Source organism: Acetobacter fallax (assembly GCF_011516735.1).
In the GTDB taxonomy this organism is placed as follows: Bacteria; Pseudomonadota; Alphaproteobacteria; order Acetobacterales; family Acetobacteraceae; genus Acetobacter; species Acetobacter fallax.
The window spans coordinates 1-23,375 of record NZ_WOSX01000024.1 but is presented as its reverse complement, the minus strand read 5'-3'; the positions used below and the strand labels follow the sequence as shown (position 1 = coordinate 23,375).

The following is a 23,375-nucleotide window of genomic DNA, read 5'->3' as shown; positions in this document are numbered from 1 at the left end:
CCGGTGCTTTCCGGGCCTGAGTCGAGTGGCTGACCAGACAATCGGGGGAGGCGGGTATGTGTTCACATCTGAAGCTGTCGTCTCTTTCGAAGGGATTTTCCTCAGCGGAAGTGCCTTGCGGTCCGGTCATCGGATTTTCAGTTTTGCGGACAACAGTCATGCGGGAACGGCCTGTGGACCGGCTTCTGGCAGCAGTGCCTGAAGCTACTCCCGCGGACTTGCGACAAGACAAGGGAGTGTTCTGATAATGGCGGGCACCGATCTCCTTACGGCGGCGCTGAGCGGTAGCAATATTGCTTATGTCGCAGATCTCTATGCACGATGGGCGGAGGATCCGAAGAGCGTTGATCCGTCGTTCGCGACCCTGTTCGGTTCGCTGGACGATGAGGGCGCCTCGATCCTTCAGGATGCGTCCGGTGCCTCCTGGGCGCCGCGCAAATCGATCATCACGGGTGATGAGCCGGCTCCGGCTCCTGCTGCGGGCAAAGGCGCCGGCAAGAGTTCCGGTCTGGCCGCGTCTGACAGCCTTGCTGTCGCGCAGCTTATTCGCGGTTTCCGCGAGTTCGGGCATCTTGAGGCGAAAACCGATCCGCTGGGTCTGAAAATTCCGAAACCCGCGCCTGAACTTGATCCGGCGACATATGGTTTTGGCTCAGGCGATCTTGATCGTCCGGTTTATATCGGCACGGTGCTGTTGCCGCTTCTGTCCGGTCGGGACACGGCGACGGTTAAGGAAATCGTGGCGGCGCTTCGTGAGATCTATTGCGACGCGATCGGGGCGGAATACATCTATGTGCGCTCCGAGGAGCAGCGCGAGTGGTTCCGGTCCCGGATCGAGGGTGACAACTGGCGGTCCGGTGTCACTGTTGAAGAGCAGAAATCGATTCTGAAAAACCTGACCGAAGCGGAAGGGTTCGAGACGTTCTGTCAGAAGCGCTACGTTGGTGCGAAGCGGTTTGGTCTTGAGGGTGGCGAGGTATCCATTCCGGCGCTGCATGCCGTGATTGACCAGGTGGCGCAGCAGGGCGTGAAATCGGTGGCGATCGGCATGGCCCATCGCGGGCGGCTGAACACGCTGGTGAACGTGGTGCGCAAGCCTTATGTCGCGATTTTCAGTGAATTTGCCGGCGGGTCGTTCAAGCCTGACAATGTGGCTGGCTCGGGTGATGTGAAGTATCACCTGGGATCTTCGACGGATGTCGAGATTGGCGGACATGCCGTTCATATCTCGTTGCAGCCGAACCCGTCTCATCTTGAGGCAGTTGATCCTGTTGTCTGCGGCAAGGTCCGTGCAGCGCAGGATGACGATGGCGACACAGAGACGCGCCTGTCGCATATGGCGATCCAGATTCATGGCGACGCGGCATTTGCCGGCCAGGGCGTGGTTTATGAGACGCTGTCGATGTCGCAGCTCGTCGGCTATCGCACGGGTGGTTCGGTCCATATTATCGTCAATAACCAGATCGGTTTCACGACCAATCCGGTGAACGGGCATTCCGGCATCTATGGTTCCGATATGGCGAAGGCCATTGAGGCGCCGGTTCTGCATGTCAATGGCGACGATGCTGAAGCGGTGGTTTATGCCTCGCGTCTGGCGGCCGATTACCGGCAGAAATTCGCCAGCGATGTGATCCTGGACATTGTCTGCTATCGCCGTCATGGCCACAACGAGCTTGATGAGCCGGTGTTCACGCAGCCGGTCATGTATAAGGCGATTGCGACTCATGTGACGCCGCATGCGCTGTATGCTGATCGTCTGGTGAAGGCTGGCGTGGTCTCGGAAGACGATGTCAGATCGCAGTGGGACGCCTTCGAGTCCAGGCTCGATGACGATTTCAAGGCGGCTCAGTCCTACAAGGTGAACAAGGCGGACTGGCTGGAAGGCGCCTGGTCGGGTCTTGAAGCACCGCAGACCGGTGATCGGCCGCAGCCAAAAACGAGCCTGCCGGTCGATGTGCTGAAGAAAATCGGCGCCGCGTTGACGACTGTGCCTGAGGGCTTTGATCTCAACACGAAGATTGTTCGCCAGCTTAAAGCCAAGACCAAAGCGATTGAGACCGGTGAGGGCATTGACTGGGCGACCGGTGAGGCTTTGGGACTGGGATCGCTGCTGCTTGAGAAGCACCGCGTCCGGTTCTCGGGTGAGGATGTGCAGCGCGGCACATTCAGCCAGCGTCACGCGGTCGTTTTCGATCAGACGACACAGGAGCCTTACACGCTGCTGAACCACATTGAGCCCGGTCAGGCAGAGGCGGATTTCTGGAATTCGCATCTTTCCGAGTTTGGTGTGCTGGGCTTCGAGTATGGCTACACGATGCATAACCCGAACACCCTTGTGGTGTGGGAAGCGCAGTTCGGTGACTTCGCGAACGGCGCCCAGGTGATCATTGACCAGTTCGTCGCCTCCGGTGAGACGAAATGGCTTCGGATGTCCGGCCTGGTGATGCTTCTGCCGCATGGGTATGAAGGGCAGGGGCCGGAGCATTCCTCCGCGCGTCTGGAGCGGTATCTCCAGCTTTGTGCTGAAGACAACATGTTTGTCTGCAACATCACGACGCCCGGGAATTACTTCCATGCGCTGCGGCGTCAGCTGAAGCTGTCTTATCGCAAGCCGCTGATCCTGATGGAGCCGAAGTCGCTGCTGCGTCATAAGCTGGCAGTATCGGCGCTTTCGGAATTCGAGGGTGACACGACCTTCCTGCCGGTGATCGGTGAGATTGATCCGATTGATGCGGGCAAGGTGGATCGTGTCGTGATCTGCTCTGGCAAGGTTTACTATGATCTGTTGCAGGAGCGTCGGGATCAGAAGCGCGATACGACGGCGATCATCCGTCTGGAGCAGTTCTATCCGTTCCCTGAGGCGGAGCTTGCGGCTGAGCTGAAAAAGTATCCGGCGGCGAAAGACGTTGTCTGGTGTCAGGAAGAGACCCGGAATGCCGGTGGCTGGACCTTTGTCGATCACCTGATTGAGGAGACGCTTGGGAAGGCGGGTCACAAGGTCGGGCGTCCGGCTTATGTGGGCCGTGCGGCGGCGGCGAGTCCGGCGACGGGTCTGGCGAAGACGCATGCGGCCGAGCAGGCTGCTCTTGTGAAGAAAGCACTGGGGCTAAACTGAGGCTCCTGATGAAAAGCCGGGCAGCCATGAGGTTGCCCGGTTTCTTTGTTGCGCGCTGTTTATGCCTGCCCTGTTCTGTCGGGATATGTCTCGCAGACGTGATGGCAGGTCGCTGGCGAGTGAATTCCGATAGCCGCAGATTGGCGGCATAACGCGATGAGGGCGCGTCGCGGGCCGGTCTGGCCTGTAAGGCGTGGATTCGAAAAGGGAAGTGGGAAGCGAGATGTCAGTCGAGATCAAGGTGCCTACGCTGGGCGAGAGTGTCACCACGGCGACTGTTGCGAAGTGGCTGAAGAAAGCAGGCGAGGCGGTAACGGCTGACGAGCCTGTAGCCGAACTGGAAACTGACAAGGTGACGGTTGAGGTTCCGGCGCCGCAGGCTGGTGTTCTGGAAAATCTTGTCGCCAAAGAGGGTGATGAGGTTGAGGTCGGAGCGTTGCTGGCGACGCTGAACCCGAACGGCAAGGCGTCGGCGAAGCCGGCGGCTCCTGAAGCTAAAGCGCCGAAAGCCGAGGCACCGCAGCCTGCTCCGGCCGCTGTTGCCAAGTCGGCTCCGGCTCCTGTGAAATCCGCTCCGGTGGATGCTGGCGCTGCTCTGCCTGCCGCGCGCAAGATGATGGCGGAAAAAGGTGTTGCCGCTGAACAGGTGGGCAGCGGAACGGGTAAGGACGGACGCATTACCAAGGGTGATGTGCTGGCGTTCCTGTCGCAGCCGCCTGTTGCCGCTGCGCAGGCTGCCGCGAAGCCGCCCCGCAAGGACGATCCGCGTGAAGAGCGTGTGAAGATGACGCGTCTGCGGCGCACGATTGCGCGTCGTCTGAAGGATGCGCAGAACACGGCGGCGATGCTGACGACGTTCAACGAGATCGACATGACCGCCGCGAAAGAGATGCGTGTCGAATTTCAGGATCTGTTCGTGAAGAAATACGGCGTGAAGCTTGGCTTCATGTCGATCTTCTCGAAAGCTGTGATTGCGGCTCTGGCTGAATTCCCGGCGATTAACGCCGAGATCGACGGCGATGACGTGGTTTATCGTCACTTCGTCAATCTCGGTATCGCTGTTGGCGGGCCGAACGGGCTGGTCGTTCCAGTAATTCGGGATGCGGAAAAGCTGAGCCATGCCGAGATCGAGAAGAAGATTGCCGGTTTCGGCAAGGCGGCTCGCGAGGGCACGTTGAAGATCGACGATCTGGCGGGTGGCACATTCTCGATCACCAATGGCGGCATTTACGGTTCGATGCTGTCCACGCCTATTCTGAATGCGCCGCAATCCGGTATTCTGGGCATGCATAACATTGTTGATCGTCCGGTGGCGGTGAACGGCAAGGTTGAAATCCGGCCGATCATGTATGTCGCGCTGTCTTATGATCATCGGATTGTGGATGGTAAGGAGGCTGTCAGCTTCCTGGTCAGCCTGAAGAAATACGTCGAAGATCCGCGCAGCCTGCTGCTCGGACTCTGAGTTTCGGAAACCTCCGCAGGGAATTGCCCTGCGGAGGTTTTTTGATTTTTGCGGCTATTCGGTAGAATTGCTGCGGCTTCGAAATATTGGGGCACGAACCGGGCGAGCGGCGTGTGGGTGCGGATCGCACAGGACATGCCGGTCGGCTTCAATCGGGACGGGGAAATATGGCTATCGAGATCAAGGTTCCGACGCTGGGTGAAAGCGTGACGTCTGCCACTGTTGGTAAATGGCTCAGGCAGCCGGGTGACGCGGTTGCTGCTGACGACCCGATCGTTGAACTTGAAACGGACAAAGTGAGCGTTGAGGTTCCGGCCCCGGCTGCGGGCGTGCTGGAAAGCCATGTCGTTAAAGAGGGCGACGAGGTTGAGGTTGGTGCGGTTCTGGCGATGCTGGATGCGGGCGCGAAAGGCGGCAGGACCGCGTCGAAGCCTGCTCCGGCTGCGGAGAAGAAAGCGGCGCCCGTGCCGGCAGCGGCTCCTGCTGCCGCAGCCAGGCCTGTTCCTGTCGCGTCTGAGCCGCCGCCTGCTGAGACGGACTACGATATCGTGGTGATCGGCGCAGGTCCGGGTGGTTACATCTGTGCGATCCGTGCCGCGCAGCTTGGCTTTAAGGTTGCCTGTGTTGAGAAGCGTGCGACGCTTGGGGGCACCTGCCTGAATGTTGGCTGTATTCCGTCCAAGGCTCTGCTGCATTCTTCCGAGAATTTTCACGCGGCGGGGCATGAATTTGCCGTGCATGGCGTCGATATCGCCAGTGTGAAGCTCAATCTTGCTCAGATGCAGAAGCGCAAGGCGGGCATTGTTGAGGCCAACGTCAAAGGCGTTGAATATCTCTTCAAGAAGAACGGCATCACCTGGCTGAAGGGTGAGGGCAAGGTCCAGGGCACCGGGCGTCTGACGGTTGCCGGGAAACCTGTTACGGCGAAGCACATCGTCATTGCTTCGGGCAGTGACAGTGCGGCGCTGAAGGGCGTTGACGTTGATGAGAAGGTGATTGTCACTTCCACGGGCGCGCTCGAACTGTCGGCTGTGCCGAAGCGGCTGGTGGTGATCGGTGGTGGCGTGATCGGTCTGGAACTGGGCAGCGTGTGGCACCGTCTCGGGTCAGAGGTGACTGTTGTCGAGTTCCTTGATCGTCTGGTTCCGGGGACTGACAACGAGGTTGAGGCTGCTTTCCGCAAGATCCTGGTCAAGCAGGGTTTGCAGCTGAAGCTGGGTCACAAGGTCACGAAGGCTGAGAAGACCGGCACGGGCGTGGTGCTGACGGTGGAGCCTTCGAAGGGGGGGACGCCGGAAACGATCGAGGCGGATGTCGTGCTGCTGGCGATTGGTCGCACGGCTGCCAGTGAGGGGCTTGGTCTGGATGCGGCGGGTATCGCGCTTGATAACCGTGGGCGGATTGAGGTGGACGAGCACTATGCCACCAGTGTTCCGGGCATTTACGCGATTGGCGACGTGATCAAAGGTCCGATGCTGGCGCATAAGGCCGAGGAAGAAGGCGTTGCTGTGGCTGAACTGCTTGCTGGTCAGGCTGGTCATGTGAACTACGACGCGATTCCGGGTGTGGTTTACACCTGGCCGGAGCTGGCGACGGTTGGTTTCACCGAGGAGCAGCTCAAAGAGAAGGGCGTTGCTTACAAGGTGGGCAAGTTCCCGTTCATGGCCAACGGGCGTGCGCGGGCGCTGGGCATGACGGACGGGTTTGTGAAGGTGATTGCCGACGCGACGACGGATCGGGTGCTTGGTGTTCATATTCTTGGCCCGGCTGCGGGCGAACTGATCGCGGAGTGCACGATGGCGATCGAGTTTGGCGCGTCGTCCGAGGATATCGGGCGGGTCTGCCATGCGCATCCGACGCTGAGCGAGGCGGTAAAAGAAGCCGCGCTTGGTGTGAATGGGATGTCGCTGAACATCTGAGCGTCTTCGCCGGCGCTGTGACGCGCCTGTGTGTCTGAAGAATGCGCTGCCGGGATTGTCCTGGTGGCGCATTTTTTGTTGAGATGGCGGCGTGATGCCAGCCCGAATGAAGACTGGTCGTCATGAAGAAAGATTGGGTTCTGCCCGAACCCGGCAGGGACCGTCACGCGACGGCGTGCTGCGCACGACGACCCCTGCACCCCGATCTGTTTAACAAAATGGTTTCCAAAGGTCTGAGACCTTTGGTGGGTTCCAGGGCAAAGCCCTGGGAAGGAGCCAGCACTTAATGACAACAGAGCCTCTGAAAACCGGCCTGTTACTCAACTGATCGTGGAGAAGGGGGCTGCGACCCCTTCCGGGTGCGGGCAGAGCCCGGATGCTCTCCATGCACAGGTCAGTTTTCATGGCCTTTGGTATTATCTGCGCCTGGAATGGTCGTTTCTTTGCTGGTCCTGGAAATCAGCTCTGTCGTTATGGCGTGGTTTACCGTTCATGAAGGGGGCGCGGGCAGAATAACGGGCCGGAATTGTGTTTCATTCCGGAGAAATACGGTAAACCGCAAACCGGATGATCGGGCTGAGAGGAATGGGACTGAGTATGAAGGGGCTGATGGCGGCTGTGGCCGCAACTGTACTGGGGTCCCTGGCCTGTTCTCTGCCGGCTTTGTGCCAGGACAATGCGTCTGTACGGCCTTTGGCTGATCCTGCCGGGGCAACGCCGGTGAATCCGGCCGGAACGGCCACGGAACCGGTCTATCCTGAGTCAGCGCCGGTTGTTATTCCGCCGCTTCCGTCTCTGGACGATGCTGCCGCGCGGGCGGAGGCTGACCGGCTTCAGGTGGCTTTGCAGCGTGAAGTCCCTCATCTTTTGCCGCTGACACTGGCGCAGCGTCTGCACTGGGTGCTCCTGGCGCGTAACATGGTCGTCGAAGCCGGGTTTGCCATTACGCGGGCGCAGGTTCTTGTGGTTGTGGATCGTAATCCGGCGGTGCAGAAGCTGGCGCTCATTCTTGCGTTGCCCGATTCATCCGACTGGCATGTCATTGGCAGCGTGAAGGTTTCGACCGGCACGCGCGGGCGTAAATATTACTTCGTGACGCCGACGGGGGTGTTTCCGAACACCACGGACCGGCTGGGGTATCGTGCCGAAGGGACGAAGAACGAGCATGGGATTCGTGGCATCGGGGCCAAAGGGATGCGGGTCTGGGATTTCGGCTGGCATACTGCGGTGAAAGGCTGGCTGAGTGCTGGTGAGACCGGGGATATTCGTCTTGAGATGCACGCGACGGACCCGGACTTTCTTGAAAGCCGCCTCGGGCGTCCCGCATCGGAAGGTTGTGTGAGGATTCCGGCGGCGTTTAATGTCTTTCTGGATCATCATGGCCTGCTGGATGTCGAATATGAGCAGGCCGCGAGTTATGATGGTCGGTTCAGGGCCTTGCTGCCGAAGAACCGGGTGCCGTCACCGATTGCGGGTGAGGCGCTGGTTGTTGTGGATTCCGGACAGCAGGATCAGGCGTCGGGGCGTTCGTGAGCCGCCTGATTTCAGAGAGGTGGTGGAAAGTCGGGCTCTGCCCGCACCCGGCAGGGGTCGCGGCCCTCTGCACCCCGCTCTGTTGATCAACAGGATGGTTTCCAAAGACTCTGTTGTCGTTAAGTGTTGATCTGTGATTTTTCAAAGAGTTAGAAAAAGACCGGGCTCTGCCCGAACCCGGCAGGGACCGCAGGCCCCTGCACCCCGATTGATTCATAATAAAATGGTTTCCAAAGGTCTGCGACCTTTGGTGGGTTTCAGGGCAAAGCCCTGAGAAAGGACCATTACGTAATGAGTGCAGAGCTCTTTACAAAACCATGCTGCACAACGGCAGGGGCGCTGGGCTTGTGGTCCCTGCCGGGTCCGGGCTGAGCCCGGCGTTTCTTTTGCTCAGGAGGTTGTCTGTGACGACAGGCCTCCTGGCGTGTCAGCGTGCTGTGGAGACGAGTGCGTGAATGCCTGGCAGAATGGCGATCAGCAGTCCTGATGGTGGCTGCGGATTGGCATAGGAGGCCACGGCTGTGGCGCAGGCGGCGAAGGTCTGATCCTGGAGCGCGAGCTGCTCACGGGCTTTTTTTCGCCATGCGCGACCGTGGTGGCGTGGCTGCATGGCTTCCTGTCCCAGGACTGCCAGAGCGGAGAGTTGCTGCGAGACAGGGCGCGCGGCCTGCAATGCCGGTGTTGTGGCGATCTGCTCATAGGCGCTGTCATTGCCGGCGTAGCGCCCCAGGAGCATCTGAAGGTCAGCGGCGACACTCAGGTCTCCTGCCGCATAGCGCTCCGCGAGGTGGTTGAAGGTCATTGCCTCGAAGCTGTCAGGAGCGGCGACGGCGACCGGTGCTTTCAGCATTTCGTCACCGGTGCGGGAGGCGAGCCGGTTAAGGGCATAGTTGCGGACGGGGCTTGTGACAGAGGTCAGGATGGCCAGAGGTGAGGTGTTGGCGGGTGACATCTGGTCGATCATACGCTGCGTATTTTCGGTTGCCTGGAGTCCGGTTGTTTCCAGCTCCTGCTGGATGGCGGGCAGACGGCTTTCCATGTCAGCGACATCCCTGACGGTTTCCGGCGACCAGTATCTTTCGGCGATGGCGGCGGAGCGTGGCCAGAGACGGGCGTCGGCCATCTGGTCTGAGACCAGTTCGCTCCACAGCGGGGCTTCTCCGCCCAGCACGAGATGTTTCTGTGCGTCATCAAGAGGAGGGGCATCGGGGTCGAGAGAGAAGGCGTCTGCCAGCGCGGCGGAGTGTTTTCTGGCACGCGCGGTGTCTGCGGCTGACAGGCCGACGGCTTTAACGTCCAGCGGATCGATTTTGTAATGTGTTGAGGAGGGCGTCAGGAGATCGAGATAATAGCCGGCGGACACGACGACCGGATGGCCTGCCCGTGTTGCGGAGCCGATCCATTTCGAGCCGCGCCAGGTTTCGACGACGACCTCTTTTGGGATCGGGGCTTCACTGACTTCATCCCACCCCATCATGATCTTGCCCTGCTGTGCCAGAACTTTCTGCACCTGCGCTGTGAAGGCTGCCTGCATGGCGGGAGCGTCGGCATAACCGTGGCTTTTCATATACGCGGCGATTTTCGGGTTTCCCGTCCACTGTGACGGCACCACTTCATCGCCACCGGAATGGAAATAGCGATCGGGAAACAGCCTGCCCATTTCGGCGTAGAGTTCACGGGCGAAGTTCAGGACTTCCGGGTTGCTCGGATCAATGGCGGCATTGTTGTAATTGAAGACTTTTTTGCAACTTGCTGTCGTTGTGTCACCGCCGGTGGTGACATCGCATGTCTGCTTCCAGTTTTTGCTGAACGGCACCGGCTGCTGGGCGGCCAGCTCAGGGTAGGCTTCCAGAATGGAGAGTGTGTGGCCCGGGATATCGAATTCAGGGACGATTCTGATTCCACGATCACCAGCATAGGCGATGACGTCGCGGATCTGGGCCTGGGTGTAAAACTGATGATGACCGCCCGTTGTCTGCAGTTTTGGAAACCGTTTGCTTTCGACGCGAAAGCCGGTGCCATCGCTGAGATGCCAGTGCATGACGTTAAGTTTCGTCAGTTCCATGGCGTCGAGCTGGCGCTTGATGGTTTCGACGGACATGAAGTGACGCGAGACATCGATCATGAGGCCGCGCCAGGGGAAGCGCGGACTGTCGGTGATGTCGGCGAGGGCGAATTGCGGGCCGGAAGCGCCTGGCCCGATCAGCTGGAGCAGCGTGGCGAAACCATGGACCACGCCGTCAGGGCCGTCGGCGGTAAGGACGACACCGGTTGGGCTGACGGCGAGGCTGTAGCCTTCTTTTGCATCGACAGTGAGCGCGCCGGAATCTTTGCTGGCGTGGATATGCACAGGAATGGCGGAGCCGGCATTGCCTGTGACCGGACCGAGGCGTGAGGAGATGGCTTCAGCGCGCGTTGTGAAGCGTGCGGCGGCACGTTTCAGCATGGAGGACGGTTTTGTGTCCCAGATGATGCTGATTCCGCCGGAGAGTGGCAGACCGCCGGTCGAAAACTGCACCGAGGCGGGCACTGGCATCAGAGCGGGGAAACTGGCCGGGGCCGGAACAGGAACTGTTGTGGCCGGCGTTGCGTGAGCGGGGAGCTGTGTGGCGGCGAGTAAGGTTGCCGTTCCCATCAGGGCAGTCTTCAGACCTGAAAAAAGGCGTCTGCTTTTCAATGTTTTTCTCCACTGATTACGATGCTGTCGATGGCGGCACGCAGAGCGCGCACGACAGATTCGCTGGTCCCGGCATGATGTGTTCCGAAGCCAAAATCCCGCATGCGCGGGGAGGGTGCGGTGTGAGGGGGCGTCGTAGTCCGGCAGGAAGCGTGGAGTTCGTTCACGCCTGTCTCTGTCAGAAGCGACACGGCATTGGCGGCGGTAACGCCGCTGCCTGCCATGATGGCGATACGGCCCCGGGATTTTTCACAAAGTGTGCGTAATGTTGAGGCTCCGGCTTCCGCCGTGGCAGCGCCTCCTGACGTGAGGATGCGTTCGAAGCCGAGGGCGATGGCCTCTTCCAGCGCTGCTTCGGGATCGGGGGTGAGGTCGAACGCACGATGCAGTGTCGCGTGATGGAGGCCTCTGGCGCGGGCATGGTCGAGGAGACGGCGCAGGCAGGCGGTATCCAGGCTGCCATCGGGTTTCGAGGCGCCCAGAACCACGCCGGCAAGAGCGTGCCCGGCGACGGCATTGATATCCTGGTGCATGGTGTCTTCCTCATCGGAGGAAAAGACGAAATCTCCTGCACGAGGGCGGATCATGACGAAAACCGGAGTGGACTGGCATGCGGCGAGGGCGAGCAGACCGGGTGAAGGGGTGAGGCCGCCGAGGGCGAGTGCGCTGCACAGTTCGATCCGATCCGCGCCGCCATCGGCTGCGGCGCGGAGGCTGGACAGGCTCTCCACACAGACTTCGAGGGGGATGGTCTGCCCTGGCATCAGCTGGACGTGGCGGTCAGGAGATCGGTGAGTTCCGGGTCATGCCGCATCTGCCAGTCAATCATGGCGCGTTGCGTGAGACCGGAGGCTGCGGCTTCATCAAGAATGACGAGGCAATGCTGATGGAGTTGCAGGGCTGAGCCGGGGACCAGAGCGCTGACGGGGCCTTCGACGACGCGGGCGAGGATGTCAGCTTTGGCGGCTCCGGTGACGACCAGGAGCGTCTCGCGGGAGTCGAGGATGGTGCCGGTGCCCATGGTCAGGGCTCTGGTCGGGACTTTTGTGGCGTCACCGCCGAACATGCCGGCGTTCTGCTCAAGCGTGGCGCAATCGAGTGTTACGACGCGGGTGCGTGAACTCAGAGCGGACAGGGGCTCGTTGAAGCCGATATGGCCGTTTTCTCCCAGACCCAGAAGCTGGAGATCGATGCCGCCACTTGCGGCGATGCTGGTATCGTAGGCTTCGGCTTCGGCATCCGGATCGGAAGCGGCGCCGTCGGGGACATGTGTTTGCGCGGTTGTAACGTTCACATGATCAAAAAGATGAGTCTGCATGTAATATCGGTAGGACTGGTCATGTGTGCCTGGGAGGCCGACATATTCGTCAAGATTGAAGGTTGTGACAGCGGAAAAATCGAGACCATGTTCGGTGTGTTCGCGGGCCAGAAGGCGGTAGATGGCCTCCATGGTGCGTCCGGTGGCGAGTCCGAGAACAGAGGCGGGTTTTTTTCTGATCTGGTGCGAGATGACGCGGGCTGCGACCTGGCGGGCGGCTGTTGCATCGGGGCAGATAGCGAGTTTCATGGTGTCAGTCTCCGGCCGTGACAATCGATGCTTTCGGAGGAGATCCGGCGGTCCGGCCGCAGATGACGATCATCCAGGCGGCGATGAAGAGATAAGACGGAATGGCCAGAGTCATGAAAGCGTTTGCTGTACCGAGTGAGGGCGCAAGGTGAACGAAAAGCTGCGGGAGCACGGCGCCACCGGAGTAGGCCATTATCAGCCAGGCCGTTGCGCGGGCTCCGTCAGCGCCGGCTTCGGCCAGAACGACCGGGAACAGCGCCGGGATGATCATGGCGTTGGCAAAGCCGAGCAGGGCGACGCACAGAACCGGGACTGAGCCGGACGTAATCATGGCCAGAACGCAGATCATGATACCGACGGCGCAGGACAGAACGAGGTAGCGCTCCTGGGTAAAAAAGCGGGGTACGACGATCATGCCGGCAATGTAGCCGGCCATCATGGACGCCAGGGTCATGGCCGTGAGGTATTTCGTGACATCGAGCGACAGCCCGAGCGAGCGACCGTAAAGGCCGATGGCGTCACCGGCCAGGACTTCGACGCCGACATAAAGAAACATGGCGAGGACACCGGTGGCGAGCCGGAGGGGGTGCGCGCGGCGGGGGGGCGTGGCTGCTGAAGCGGTTTCGGCACTCTCAAGAGAAATCTCGGGCAGAGACGAGCGGGCGACGAGAACGGCGAAGATGATGAGCAGAAGCGCCATCGTTTCATAAGGCGCATGTACGGCGTGGGTGAAGCGCAGCAGAATGGCTTCACGGTCCGGTCCCGGCGCTGCATCACGGATGCTGGCCGCGACTTCGCCGACATGCGGCATGACAACGACGGCGAACAGCGCCGGGGCAAGGATACCAGCGAATTTGTTGGCGACGCCCATGATGGCGATGCGCTGTGCGGCTCTGTCGTGATCGCCCAGCAGGGTGACATAGGGATTGATGGTGATCTGGAGAAGAGAGAGTCCGGCGCCGATCACGGTCAGCCCGCTGAGGGCGCCGGCATACCAGCGGGCATTGACGCATTCGCCGAACAGCGCGGTGCCGGCAGCCATGATGACAAGAGCCACGATCAGCCCGCGACGTAGACCGATGCGGCGGGAGAGCAGTGTGGCGGGCAGGGGAAAGAAGAAATAGGCCAGATAGAAGCAGACCGGCACGAGGAAGGAGGCGACATCGCTCAGGTTGAAGGCGACCTGCACGAAGGTGATGAGCGGGCCGTTCAGCCAGGTGACAAAACCGATGCTGAAGAACAGCGCGGCCATGATGAAAATGGGCCGCCAGCCGTAATGGCCGGCCGGGCTTGCGATCGGAAGCCGGAACAAGGCGTGCTTTTCCTTTCATCAGATCCGGTCAGACTGTTTCTGCCTGGGCAGGAACCGGTCTGACCGGACTGTGTGACGCGGTGTGGTTTGTCAACTCCGGGCTTCTGCCATGGATCAGAAGCCGGTGGAGACGGACACCATGGCAGCGAAATTTCCGCCGACGAGGTAGGTCGGGGCGCTTCCCGCTACGACCGTGCCGTTCGTCTGTTTCTGTGCCTGGGCGTTTGAGGTGTAGCTCGAACCGGACAGATAATGGTTGTCGCCGATATTCATCAGATTGAGCTGGATCTGGGGATGTTTGATTCGTCCGAAGGATTTCATGCGATAACCGAGGGTAATGTCCGACGTCAGGTAGGCTGGCATTTTTTCGTCGTTCATGAACGTTGTGTACTGCGTATCGACATAGCGGAGCTGGAAATTGCCGAAGTATGTCCCGTCATCGTAGTTCAGGCCGATGGCACCGGTGAATTTCGGGGCGCCGACAGCGATTTTTCCTGCCGTGGGGAGAACACCCGTTCCGGTGTTGAAGTTGTTATCGAACGTGGAATGGAGGAACTGGCCCGAGAAATACGGGCTGATATGGTGCCAGCGGCGGAAACCGAGTTCTGCCGTTACGCCACGGGATGTCTGACCGCCAATATTGATGGGCGAGGCGACCATCAGATTGGTTCCGGGAATATAGCCCGTTGAGGTCACCTGATGGTTTGTCATGTTGTAGTTAAACAGCGACATGGCGAAATTGTAGAACGAACCGTGGTGGCGATAGCCGATTTCTTCGCCGATGGAGTATTCCGGCTTCAGGCTTTGTGGCTGCATCACGGCATGGGCTGAGTTCGGATCGAAAATCTGCGAGTAGGCTTCGACGGATTCCGGCGCGCGGAAAGATGTGGTTCCGTTGATATAGATCTGATCTTTATCCGTGATCTGATAGTTGGCGGAGAATTGCGGCAGAGGTTCGAAATAGTTGCCCTGCATCTTGTAGGGGTTGGCGCCCGGGATAAGGTTGGTGCCCTGACGCGACACCATAGCGACACGGAAGCCGGCGCTGATGGTCAGCTTGTCGTTGAGGAGACGCTGCGTATCCGCGATGAACAGCGTATTGACCTGCTGCATAAAGTTCAGGTCATAGCCAGAAAGAATCTTGCCATTGACTTTGATGTTTTCGTTCGACCAGCCCTGACCGTCCGGGTAGACCGGGCTGAAATCGGAGAGTTCTTCGTGGGTCGTGTAGGCATACCAACAGCCGAACGAGAAGGTATTGGAACGGGTGATGTTCCAGTCGGCCGATGCGTTGATGCCACCGGTTTTCTGATTCCACGGATCACGGCTCGAAGTCAGGATGTTGCCGTTGACCACTGTGCCCGCTCCGGGGTTGAGTGTGCCGTATTGTTGCGTACCGTAATAACCGCCTGATGCGGGGATGTTCTCGCCACCCAGGGATGGTCCGAACTGATGGACATAATAGGGTGAAACGTGCAGCTTCAGCCGGTCAGCGAGCGTAAAGTGCATTGGCAGCACGACGAGCTGACTGTTGATGTTCGACTGATTGAGTTTGTAATAGGCGCTGTCGCCCGGAGTAAATTTCGGGTCGTAGGCAAAACCGATGCCGTACTGGTCCCACTGCGCTTTGGTGGGCGAGCGCCATGATGTCGCCTGTTGTCTGTTATAGGAGAAGATGGCGGAAATGCTGTTGTCATCTCCCCACTCCTTCACGAATTTTGAATCGACGTGGTAACGGAACATTCCGCCGGGACCGCGGAAGTTATTATAGCTTGTGTGCGAGAAAGAAACGAAACCACGCACGCCGGAGTTTCCGATATCGCCTGTTTCAAGGCGGATAAATTCTTTGTTGGCGCTGTGCGTTCCGCCGCCCACATCCAGAAAGCCGCCCATTTTATGGGCCGGGTTCATTTCGGTTGCCGTAATCTGGCCGCCGACAGCGTTGTAGAACGGCGCGTTCAGATCCGGCGATCCCTGCGAGACCGTGACGGAGCCGAGATTCTCTGAGTCCACAAGCATTGAAGTATAAGGCTCGTAGTTGATCGGATCGGCCAGCGGCGCTCCTTCGAAAAGATAGCCGATCTGGCTCTCATTCATTCCGCGCATGGTGATGTGATCGCCCGTCATGCCCAGCGGGTCCTGACTTGAAAACGTCACGCCCGGCAGGGCAGCGATCAGGGACGAGATGTTGGCTGTCGGGGACTGTTTGGCGATGTAGTCACGCGTGATGCCGCTTTGTGTGCGGGGCGCGGTCTGTACGGGCATCAGCCCGCCACCCGGCGTGCGGTTGGTTACACCCGTTGCCGTCGCCATGTTTCCGCGAACGGAGATTTCTTCGGGAGCCGCGGTGAACTGCCCGAGAACAGAGGTGGACAGCCCCGATGATGACGCTTTGCGCGGGGCCGCTGCTTCGCCTTTCGGGCCAGTCGGTTTCGCCGCAGCGGCAGGCGGCTGTGTGGCAGAGTGGTGAACTGCCGTGCTGTCGGCTTCTTTTGCGGTGCTGCTGGTGCGGGCTTCAGCATGCAGGGCATGCAGACCGATGAAAATGCTACAGGAAACTGAAATCTGGCGAAAGGATATACGCATTATATCAATTCCTCTGGCAGGCTCTGGCGGACAGGAGCGGGTCATTGCGATGTGTTAATCAGAATGACCAGATTTCATTTGTGTGCAATAGTTACAAAAATATGGCTATTTATTTTATACGGTGAACAAACGGTTTTCGTATTTTCCTGGTAATATTGTTGCGGAAAAGACACAAATATGACTGTTCCCGCAGTTTATCATTCCGGGGTCAGCCGGCTTCGGGGCCAAAAATAAAATACCGTGCGGCCAGACTTGCGGCGCCAGCCGCGAATCCTTCCGGCGCGAAATCACGGAAGTGGATCATCGTTTTGACACCGGTTCGGTGTAAAATGTGAGATTCAGCCTCATTCATGAGTGCGTGGCCGAAAACGCTGTCGTGAAGTGTGTGATCGAGCATGACCACGACATGGCTGGGATCAAGCATCTGGATCAGTTGTGCTGTTGCGATCCCCATTGCGGAGCCGGCCTGATGCAGAATGGAGAGCGCATCGGGCTGACCGGCTGCTGCCAGATCGGCCAGCTCTGCGATATCTGTGGGCAGTTCCGCGCGCCGGGCGGCGTTGCCGATTGCCAGAAGCGAGGAAACGGTTTCAAGGCAGCCTTTGTTGCCGCAGCGGCAGGGCAGGGCGCCGAACCCGTCGATGGCGACCGGCGCATGGGAAATTTCACCGGCTCCACCGGAATTTCCGCGCAGAAGCCGGCCATTGACGATATGGGCGCACCCAATACCGTGGCTGACGAAAAGCATGCTGAAATCAGGACTGCCGCGAAGTGGACCGAACAGTTCCTCGCCGAGAATGAGGGCGTTCGCATCGTTTTCCACCCAGGTGGGTAGTCCGGTGCGTTCGGCCAGAGCCGTGCCGATATTCACGTTTTTCCAGCCGTGAGCGGTGCTGGTGATGCAGGTGAGACGGTCGCGGGAGACGAAACCTGGCAGGGCGATGCCGATGCCGGAAAGACGATCCGCGGCGTCTCCCCCCTCTTTTTTAAGGCTCTGAATGCCGTTTGCGAGGCTTTCAACGGCTTCATCCGGGTCTGAAAGGCGAGGAAGTTCGAGGCGTGCATGGACGGTGCCGTGCAGATCGGTCAGCAGCAGAACGGCCGGATCCTGCTGAAGCGAAATTCCGATAAAACTCGCGGCATCGGCGCGCACGGCCAGGGAAACTGACGGGCGGCCGATTCCGAAAATGAGCTCCTGTTCACACAGGATATTCTGTTCCAGAAGATCGCGTACCAGGCCGGAAATGCTGGCCTTGCTGAGACCGAGCAGTCCGGCCAGTTCCGTGCGGCTCCTGGGGCCTTCCCGGCTGATTGCGCTCAGAATCTGGCGATGGCCTGCTGAGAGCGTTGCGGATCCGGGCACCATGGAATGTCCTGACAAATTTAAATACGCGGCACCGACCATCGTGCCGGCTGGTTTTTTTAGAGGGTAAACCATCTTGCCGTAAATATCAGTCGCATATTTACAAAAGGGCAGGCGCCTGGTAACCGGAGATGACGAGGATGTGGATGGTGAAGCGGTGGACGGCCCGGCAGTCTGCCGCGGTATCACGAGCCCTGTTTCCGGCATCCGGTTGCAGACGGAAGCAGGCATGATTCTCTGTGCGGATATTGGCGGCTCGTTTATTGATTTTGCCGTTGCCTCTCCTGATGGTCATCTGACACATCGCCAGGCTGCTCCGACGCCTGTTGCCGATCTCGACTCCTTTGTCGGAATTCTTGCTGATCTCTGTGCGCCCTGGCCGGGTGTGCCTTTGCATATCGCGATTGCAGGAGTGGAGAATCCCGCGACGGGTGTTGTGCATGCGGCCAATATTCCCTGCCTTGCGACGACGGATCTGTCCCGGTTGCTGAGTGTGAAGACGGGGCGGACGGTTCTGATTGCCAATGATGCGGACTGTTTCGCGCTTGCTGAGGCGCGTTTTGGTGTGGCGCGCGGGCATAGCAATGTGTTCGGCATCATTCTCGGCACGGGTGTTGGCGGAGGCCACGTTATCGACGGACGCATTGTGCAGGGACTGGGGGGTGTGACGGGAGAGTGGGGGCATGGCCCGTTCATCATCCCGCCGCCCCGTGTGCCGGCCGGAATGGATCTGTCTGCGGTGATCCCGTCTTTTCGGTGTGGTTGCGGGCAGACCGGCTGCCTGGACACGATCGCCGGAGCGCGGGCGCTTGAGCGGCTGCATGTGTGGGCTGGCGGGGCGCCTGCTGACAGTCGTGCGATCCTTTCCGCGTGGGAAAGGAAGGATGCGCAGGCTTCCCGCACGATGGATTTTTATCTCGGGTATCTGAGTTCGGCTCTGGCGCTTGTTATTAATGTCACGGGCTGTACTGTGATTCCTGTTGGCGGAGGACTTGGAAATTCTGCCGCGCTGGTCAGGGCTGTTGATCTTGCTGTACGCGAGCGGATTCTTGTGAAAGAACCCGGTGTTCTCGTGAAGCAGGCTGTTCTTGCGCGCGATGCGGGATTGCTGGGGGCGGCATGTCTTGTGGCTGTTCATGACAAGGGCGCTGAGCGGTAGCGACGGGTCGTTTGCTGCGTGGACTGCCGGGCTCGGCTACGTCAGGTGATATAAGCCTGTTGTTGTTTCCCTGTGCGGCTTCTGACAAATCATCTGTGGATGTCTGTGTGCGGGGGCTTGACCTGGAGCGCGCTCAGACCAACTCTTCAGTCACACCAGATTTAGGAAGATCATCATGAGCGAGAACACTGTCGCTGTCAGCGATGCCACTTTTGAGACCGATGTGCTTAAGGCGTCCGGACCCGTCCTCGTGGATTTCTGGGCGGAATGGTGCGGTCCCTGCAAGATGATCGCTCCGGCTCTTGATGAGATCGGCGCGGAATTCAGGGGCAAGCTGACGGTCGCCAAGGTCAATATTGACGAGAACCCCCAGACGCCGACGAATTTTGGCGTCCGTGGGATTCCGACATTGATTCTTTTCAAGGACGGCAAGCCGGTCGAGACGAAGGTTGGTGCGCTGCCGAAGAGCCAGCTTAAATCGTGGGTTCAGGGGCTCGTCTGAGCGCGTTCCGGGAGTAACCGGGGCAGGGCTGGAGCTTTGTCCCGGCCCGGACTGTCCCGGTTGCATCGTTGCGGTCTTTATCATAAAAACAACTCATGGTTTTTGCCCGCGCCCTTTCTGAGTCGATGCCGCGCTTCAGCGCGCCGATGATGTGCGCGCGCAGCCAGTCTCTCCTTTCCCGACTTCTTCTTCGACTTATCTGCCCCTGAGCGAGCAGGCTGACGCGATGTCAGTACGCTTAGGGGGTAAATGGTAAAGTGTGTTTCGTGTCACTGGTGACCGAAACAGGGGAACGGACTGTCATTGTCCGCACAGACAGACATTTGAGGCTTCCATGACGACCTTCGATCATCCTTCTTTCGGTCGCGTCTCCGACGACCGGGTGTTTATTTTCGACACCACTCTGCGTGACGGAGAGCAGTCTCCTGGTTTCTCGATGAATCTCGAAGAGAAGCTGCGTATGGCGGAGGCTCTTGCCGATCTCGGGGTGGATGTGATCGAGGCCGGTTTCCCCGTCGCTTCCAAAGGTGATTTCGAGTCGGTTGCCGAGATTGCCCGTGTTGTCCGTGGTGCGGTCGTCTGCGCGCTGGCCCGTTCGGGCGGGAAGAATGACATCACGGCTGCCGGGCAGGCTATTGCACATGCTGAGCGCGGTCGTATTCATAACTTCATCTCCACCTCTCCGCTGCACATGAAATATAAGCTGCGAATGGAGCCGGAGACTGTTCTGGAGATTGTCACGGCTGGAAACGTGGCGGCCCGGAACCTGACGGATGATGTTGAATGGTCTGCCGAGGACGGCTCCCGCACGGAGCCGGATTTCCTGGGTCGTTGTGTTGAGGCCGCGATTAAGGCCGGTGCCACCACGATCAATATTCCGGATACTGTCGGTTATGCCACGCCTGAGGATATGGAATGCATCTTCGCGATGCTGAAGAGTCGGGTGCCGGGTGCTGATAAGGTGATTTTCTCAGCGCATAACCATAACGATCTCGGGCTGGGGGTTGCCAACACGCTGGCTTCGCTGCGTGGCGGAGCGCGTCAGATCGAATGTACCATCAATGGCATTGGTGAGCGTGCCGGTAATGCCGCGCTGGAAGAGATCGTCATGGCGCTCCGCACGCGCCACGATCAGTATCCGTTCACCAACCGGATTCAGACGGAAAAGCTGCTGAAGCTGTCGCGGATGCTTTCCACGACGACGGGTTTTGATGTGCAGCCGAACAAGGCGATCGTGGGTCGCAATGCCTTTGCGCATGAGAGTGGCATTCATCAGGATGGCGTGCTGAAGAATGCTGCGACCTATGAGATCATGACGCCTGAGAGTGTGGGCTGGTCGAAATCGTCGCTGGTTATGGGGAAGCATTCCGGCCGGGCGGCATTCCGCGATAAGCTGGCGGCCCTGGGGTATACGCTTGGCGATAACCAGCTGAATGATGCGTTCGCGCGGTTCAAGGATCTCGCGGATCATAAGAAGGTGGTTTACGACGAAGACATTGTTGCGCTTGTTGACGATGAAGTTCGTGATCATCAGCGGATACGCTTTCTGTCGCTGGATGTCAGCGCCGGCTCCAGACGGCCGGCTGAGGCAACACTTGAACTGGAAATTGACGGTGAGCTGGTGGAAGCCACGGCGACGGGAAATGGTCCGGTCGATGCGGCGTTCAATGCCATCCGTAGCGCTTATCCGCACACGGCTCGTCTGGCGCTGTATTCTGTTGGCGCTGTGACGGAAGGCACCGATGCTCAGGCGCGTACTACGGTCCGTCTGGAGGAAGATGGAAAGCTGGTTGACGGTCAGGGGGCAGATGCTGACACGGTTGTTTCTGCGGTCCGTGCCTATGTTCATGCGCTGAACAAGTTGCTGGTCAAGCGTGCCCGGACAGAGCCGGAAGCGTTGCCGGCCTGAAGTTCCGCTACCGGGGTCTGTGGAGAGTGACCCATTGGATCAGAGTATCCGGGCTCTGCCCGGACCCGGCAGGGACCGCAGGTCCCTGTCACCTGATCTGTTTATAATAAATCAGAGAGATACGCCGTCATCATCTGCACTGCTGCTGGTGTTGTCAGCAGGTTTCGGAGGGACCGAGACTGAACCGACGCCCGAGATATGTTTGTCGAGTGTTCGGGGATAGCGCGTCAGTTTCACTGATCCGACGCCGTCAATTGAAACGCTGGCGTGCCCGGTCGGTCCGACTTTCACTGATCCGGCACCGGCGATGCTGATATCAGCATCTTTTACGGTCATATCGGACAGATTCACGCTGCTGGCGCCATCGGATGACAGAACGATCCGGTCAGCGCGTCCGTTTCCGGTAATGCTTGCGGCACCATCGACGGACAGTCTGAGTTCTGGCAGAGCGATGTCGTTCAGGTGTACGGAGGCAGCAGAACTGATGGCCAGGTCGCTGACCGCCGGGGCTGTTATTCGCAGCGTGACACCGTCATGGTGGCCAGACCGCCAGTTCCATTGATGGCCCGTTCCGCTGATGACATTGCCCGATAACGTGATGCCGCTGATCAGATCCTGAGGGCCTTCAACACTGATCGATGGTGCCGGACCCTGTGTGTAAATCACGTTTGCAGGAAATGAAATTTCAAGCCGGGTTCCTCCCTGCCATGGGATGTCCCGCCGGGCCATGGGGCCGTGATGATGACTGCCCGTCGTCGCGGATTCCAGATAGTCTGTCATAGAAACAGGGCCGAGGGCGTGCATCACCGAAAAGCAGCCCATTGAGAGAACAGCACCGCCAACAGCGGCGACAACAAGACCACGGATCATGGATCATACTCCTGCTGAGAGGGAGGCGCCTGGAGAAATCAGGCGGAAATGGGCGCGTGCATATCGTGAGACCAGATCGGTGAGGCCGATCAGAAACAGTGCGCAGAACGCGGTTCCCGAGACACCTGCGCTGAAAAGCCCCAGACCGATCAGAATATTCTGCAACCAGCTTCCGTCCGATGACGGGAGGATATTGAGTATGGCGAACGGAAGGATGACCAGGCCGGCGAAACCGATGCAGACGGCGGCGAGTGCCAGGCAGAACACGACGATAAGAATAGTGATCAGAACGGGGATAACGATGAACAGATCCAGCGCGGCCAGCCCGAGCAGGCCGACGATGGCGCCAAGAGCGGCTGCCATGCTGCGTTCGTCTTCCCAGCGCCGGATGCCGGCTTCGGCGCGAAGCTCCCGCGCCAGTCGCGCCGGATCACCGAGTTGATGGGCTATGTCGGCATCGCTGCGGCCGGCGCGGCGTCCCTCCCCGAAATGTCCCTCATAATCCTGAAGGATATCGGTGGCGGTGTCTTTTGGCATGCCACGCAGTCCTCCGGCGAGACGGCGCATGAAGTCGTCTTTTTCGTTCATGATGTTCCATCCTGGCCGGCATCCAGCACGGCGTTTACGGCCTGGGTAAAGTCTGTCCAGGCCGCCTTCTGGCGCAGAAGACTTTGCCGTCCTTCTTCTGTCAGGCGGTAGTATTTTCGTGGTGGTCCGGAGGGGGATTCCACCAGATAGGTGGAAACCAGCTGCTCTTTCTGCATCCGTCTCATCAGCGGGTAGATCGTGCCTTCCCCCATATCGATTGCGTCTGCCAGGCGGCTTGCGATTTCATATCCGTATGCGTCGGCGCGTTCGAGAAGTGCGAGAACGCACAGATCCAGAACGCCTTTTCTGAACTGGACAAGATTTGGCTCCACGGAATGGGGGACTCCCTGCTCCTGGTTCCGGACAGGAACCTTGCATTAACAGGTAGCATGCGGTGCATGGTTCCATGCAACATTTTTTTTGCGTTTATCGATAAATTTTTCCGACCGGATATTGGGATGGCGGTTTCAGGAAGTGTGTGAGCCGGAGCTCCGCACCCTGATTTGTTTAAATAAAATGGTTTGGAAAGGCTCTGTTGTCATTAGAGCGTGATGATTTTATGTTGGTCCATATCCTGAGTTGGTGAAGTAGTTGGCGCATTCGCTGGGAGTGTAGCTGCGCAGGAGTTCGCCGATGGTTGAACTGACTGCGTCTCGGCTTCGGGCTGCGGCCTTGCGGAGGAGGTGCTTGAGCTTGGCAAAGACCTGTTCGATCGGGTTTAGGTCTGGCGAATATTTTGGCAGGAGGATCAGGCGCGCGCCGACCTGTCGGATAGCTACCCGTGCTGCCTTGTTCTTGTGGCTGCCGAGGTTG

At 59.1% G+C, this 23,375-nt stretch carries 17 protein-coding genes; 7 read left to right on the top strand and 10 right to left on the bottom strand.

Annotation, left to right across the window (positions count from 1 at the left end):
• Positions 1-247: 247 nt before the first annotated feature.
• The 4 genes from GOB85_RS11950 (at position 248) to GOB85_RS11935 (ending at position 8,029) form a co-directional block, all read left to right on the top strand.
• Positions 248-3,115, top strand: a complete 2,868-nt coding sequence (locus GOB85_RS11950) for a 2-oxoglutarate dehydrogenase E1 component (RefSeq protein ID WP_173577688.1) — start codon at positions 248-250, stop codon at positions 3,113-3,115.
• A gap of 223 nt (positions 3,116-3,338) precedes the next feature.
• Positions 3,339-4,577: a 2-oxoglutarate dehydrogenase complex dihydrolipoyllysine-residue succinyltransferase gene (odhB, locus tag GOB85_RS11945; RefSeq protein ID WP_173577689.1), complete on the top strand. Its 1,239-nt coding sequence runs from the start codon at positions 3,339-3,341 to the stop codon at positions 4,575-4,577.
• A 167-nt stretch (positions 4,578-4,744) separates the two neighbouring features.
• A complete protein-coding gene (gene lpdA / locus GOB85_RS11940; protein ID WP_173577690.1) occupies positions 4,745-6,496 on the top strand; it encodes a dihydrolipoyl dehydrogenase in 1,752 nt (583 codons plus the stop codon).
• 597 nt (positions 6,497-7,093) lie between these two features.
• Positions 7,094-8,029 (top strand): L,D-transpeptidase, encoded by a 936-nt coding sequence (locus GOB85_RS11935; RefSeq protein WP_173577691.1) that lies wholly within the window; start codon positions 7,094-7,096, stop codon positions 8,027-8,029.
• Between the two features lie 427 nt (positions 8,030-8,456).
• On the opposite strand, the gene GOB85_RS11930 is transcribed toward GOB85_RS11935, so the two are convergent.
• The 6 genes from GOB85_RS11930 to GOB85_RS11905 form a co-directional block, all read right to left on the bottom strand.
• Positions 8,457-10,706: a beta-N-acetylhexosaminidase gene (locus GOB85_RS11930; RefSeq protein WP_242011477.1), complete on the bottom strand. Its 2,250-nt coding sequence runs from the start codon at positions 10,704-10,706 to the stop codon at positions 8,457-8,459.
• Entirely contained in the window at positions 10,703-11,470 is a 768-nt protein-coding gene (locus GOB85_RS11925; RefSeq protein ID WP_173577692.1) for a copper homeostasis protein CutC, read from the bottom strand. The genes GOB85_RS11930 and GOB85_RS11925 overlap by 4 nt, the downstream gene beginning before the upstream one ends.
• Entirely contained in the window at positions 11,470-12,273 is an 804-nt protein-coding gene (nagB, locus tag GOB85_RS11920) for a glucosamine-6-phosphate deaminase (protein WP_173577693.1), read from the bottom strand. The genes GOB85_RS11925 and nagB overlap by 1 nt, the downstream gene beginning before the upstream one ends.
• Positions 12,274-12,277: 4 nt before the next feature.
• Positions 12,278-13,585 (bottom strand): glucose/galactose MFS transporter, encoded by a 1,308-nt coding sequence (gene gluP / locus GOB85_RS11915; protein ID WP_338421718.1) that lies wholly within the window; start codon positions 13,583-13,585, stop codon positions 12,278-12,280.
• Positions 13,586-13,699: 114 nt separating this feature from the next.
• Positions 13,700-16,171 carry a TonB-dependent receptor gene (locus GOB85_RS11910; protein ID WP_173577694.1) on the bottom strand — a complete coding sequence of 824 codons (2,472 nt, stop codon included), beginning with the start codon at positions 16,169-16,171 and terminating at the stop codon, positions 13,700-13,702.
• Between the two features lie 208 nt (positions 16,172-16,379).
• A complete protein-coding gene (locus tag GOB85_RS11905; protein ID WP_173577695.1) occupies positions 16,380-17,537 on the bottom strand; it encodes an ROK family transcriptional regulator in 1,158 nt (385 codons plus the stop codon).
• A 139-nt stretch (positions 17,538-17,676) separates the two neighbouring features.
• Here GOB85_RS11905 and GOB85_RS11900 point away from each other — a divergent pair, with 139 nt between their 5' ends.
• The 3 genes from GOB85_RS11900 to GOB85_RS11890 all read left to right on the top strand — a co-directional run bounded on the left by GOB85_RS11900 (position 17,677) and on the right by GOB85_RS11890 (position 21,104).
• Complete coding sequence (locus tag GOB85_RS11900; RefSeq protein WP_173577696.1) at positions 17,677-18,693, top strand: ROK family protein; 1,017 nt, start codon at positions 17,677-17,679, stop codon at positions 18,691-18,693.
• 175 nt (positions 18,694-18,868) lie between these two features.
• Entirely contained in the window at positions 18,869-19,195 is a 327-nt protein-coding gene (trxA, locus tag GOB85_RS11895; protein ID WP_173577697.1) for a thioredoxin TrxA, read from the top strand.
• Between the two features lie 334 nt (positions 19,196-19,529).
• Complete coding sequence (locus tag GOB85_RS11890; protein ID WP_173577698.1) at positions 19,530-21,104, top strand: 2-isopropylmalate synthase; 1,575 nt, start codon at positions 19,530-19,532, stop codon at positions 21,102-21,104.
• 111 nt (positions 21,105-21,215) lie between these two features.
• Here the strand turns inward: GOB85_RS11890 and GOB85_RS11885 are convergent, their stop codons facing one another.
• The 4 genes from GOB85_RS11885 to GOB85_RS11870 form a co-directional block, all read right to left on the bottom strand.
• Complete coding sequence (locus GOB85_RS11885; RefSeq protein ID WP_173577699.1) at positions 21,216-21,974, bottom strand: GIN domain-containing protein; 759 nt, start codon at positions 21,972-21,974, stop codon at positions 21,216-21,218.
• A gap of 3 nt (positions 21,975-21,977) precedes the next feature.
• A complete protein-coding gene (locus tag GOB85_RS11880; RefSeq protein ID WP_173577700.1) occupies positions 21,978-22,562 on the bottom strand; it encodes a DUF1700 domain-containing protein in 585 nt (194 codons plus the stop codon).
• Positions 22,559-22,894: a helix-turn-helix transcriptional regulator gene (locus tag GOB85_RS11875; protein WP_173577701.1), complete on the bottom strand. Its 336-nt coding sequence runs from the start codon at positions 22,892-22,894 to the stop codon at positions 22,559-22,561. The genes GOB85_RS11880 and GOB85_RS11875 overlap by 4 nt, the downstream gene beginning before the upstream one ends.
• Before the next feature lie 225 nt (positions 22,895-23,119).
• Positions 23,120-23,375: transposase (locus tag GOB85_RS11870; RefSeq protein WP_173577377.1), on the bottom strand; the 256-nt coding region annotated here is incomplete at its 5' end.

Bases quoted from the DNA above. Each gene is read 5' to 3' on its own strand.
- GOB85_RS11950 (WP_173577688.1), top strand. From the start codon at position 248: ATGGCGGGCACCGATCTCCTTACGGCGGCGCTGAGCGGTAGCAATATT.
- odhB (WP_173577689.1), top strand. From the start codon at position 3,339: ATGTCAGTCGAGATCAAGGTGCCTACGCTGGGCGAGAGTGTCACCACG.
- lpdA (WP_173577690.1), top strand. From the start codon at position 4,745: ATGGCTATCGAGATCAAGGTTCCGACGCTGGGTGAAAGCGTGACGTCT.
- GOB85_RS11935 (WP_173577691.1), top strand. From the start codon at position 7,094: ATGAAGGGGCTGATGGCGGCTGTGGCCGCAACTGTACTGGGGTCCCTG.
- GOB85_RS11925 (WP_173577692.1), bottom strand. From the start codon at position 11,470: ATGCCAGGGCAGACCATCCCCCTCGAAGTCTGTGTGGAGAGCCTGTCC.
- nagB (WP_173577693.1), bottom strand. From the start codon at position 12,273: ATGAAACTCGCTATCTGCCCCGATGCAACAGCCGCCCGCCAGGTCGCA.
- GOB85_RS11910 (WP_173577694.1), bottom strand. From the start codon at position 16,171: ATGCGTATATCCTTTCGCCAGATTTCAGTTTCCTGTAGCATTTTCATC.
- GOB85_RS11905 (WP_173577695.1), bottom strand. From the start codon at position 17,537: ATGGTGCCCGGATCCGCAACGCTCTCAGCAGGCCATCGCCAGATTCTG.
- trxA (WP_173577697.1), top strand. From the start codon at position 18,869: ATGAGCGAGAACACTGTCGCTGTCAGCGATGCCACTTTTGAGACCGAT.
- GOB85_RS11890 (WP_173577698.1), top strand. From the start codon at position 19,530: ATGACGACCTTCGATCATCCTTCTTTCGGTCGCGTCTCCGACGACCGG.
- GOB85_RS11885 (WP_173577699.1), bottom strand. From the start codon at position 21,974: ATGATCCGTGGTCTTGTTGTCGCCGCTGTTGGCGGTGCTGTTCTCTCA.
- GOB85_RS11880 (WP_173577700.1), bottom strand. From the start codon at position 22,562: ATGAACGAAAAAGACGACTTCATGCGCCGTCTCGCCGGAGGACTGCGT.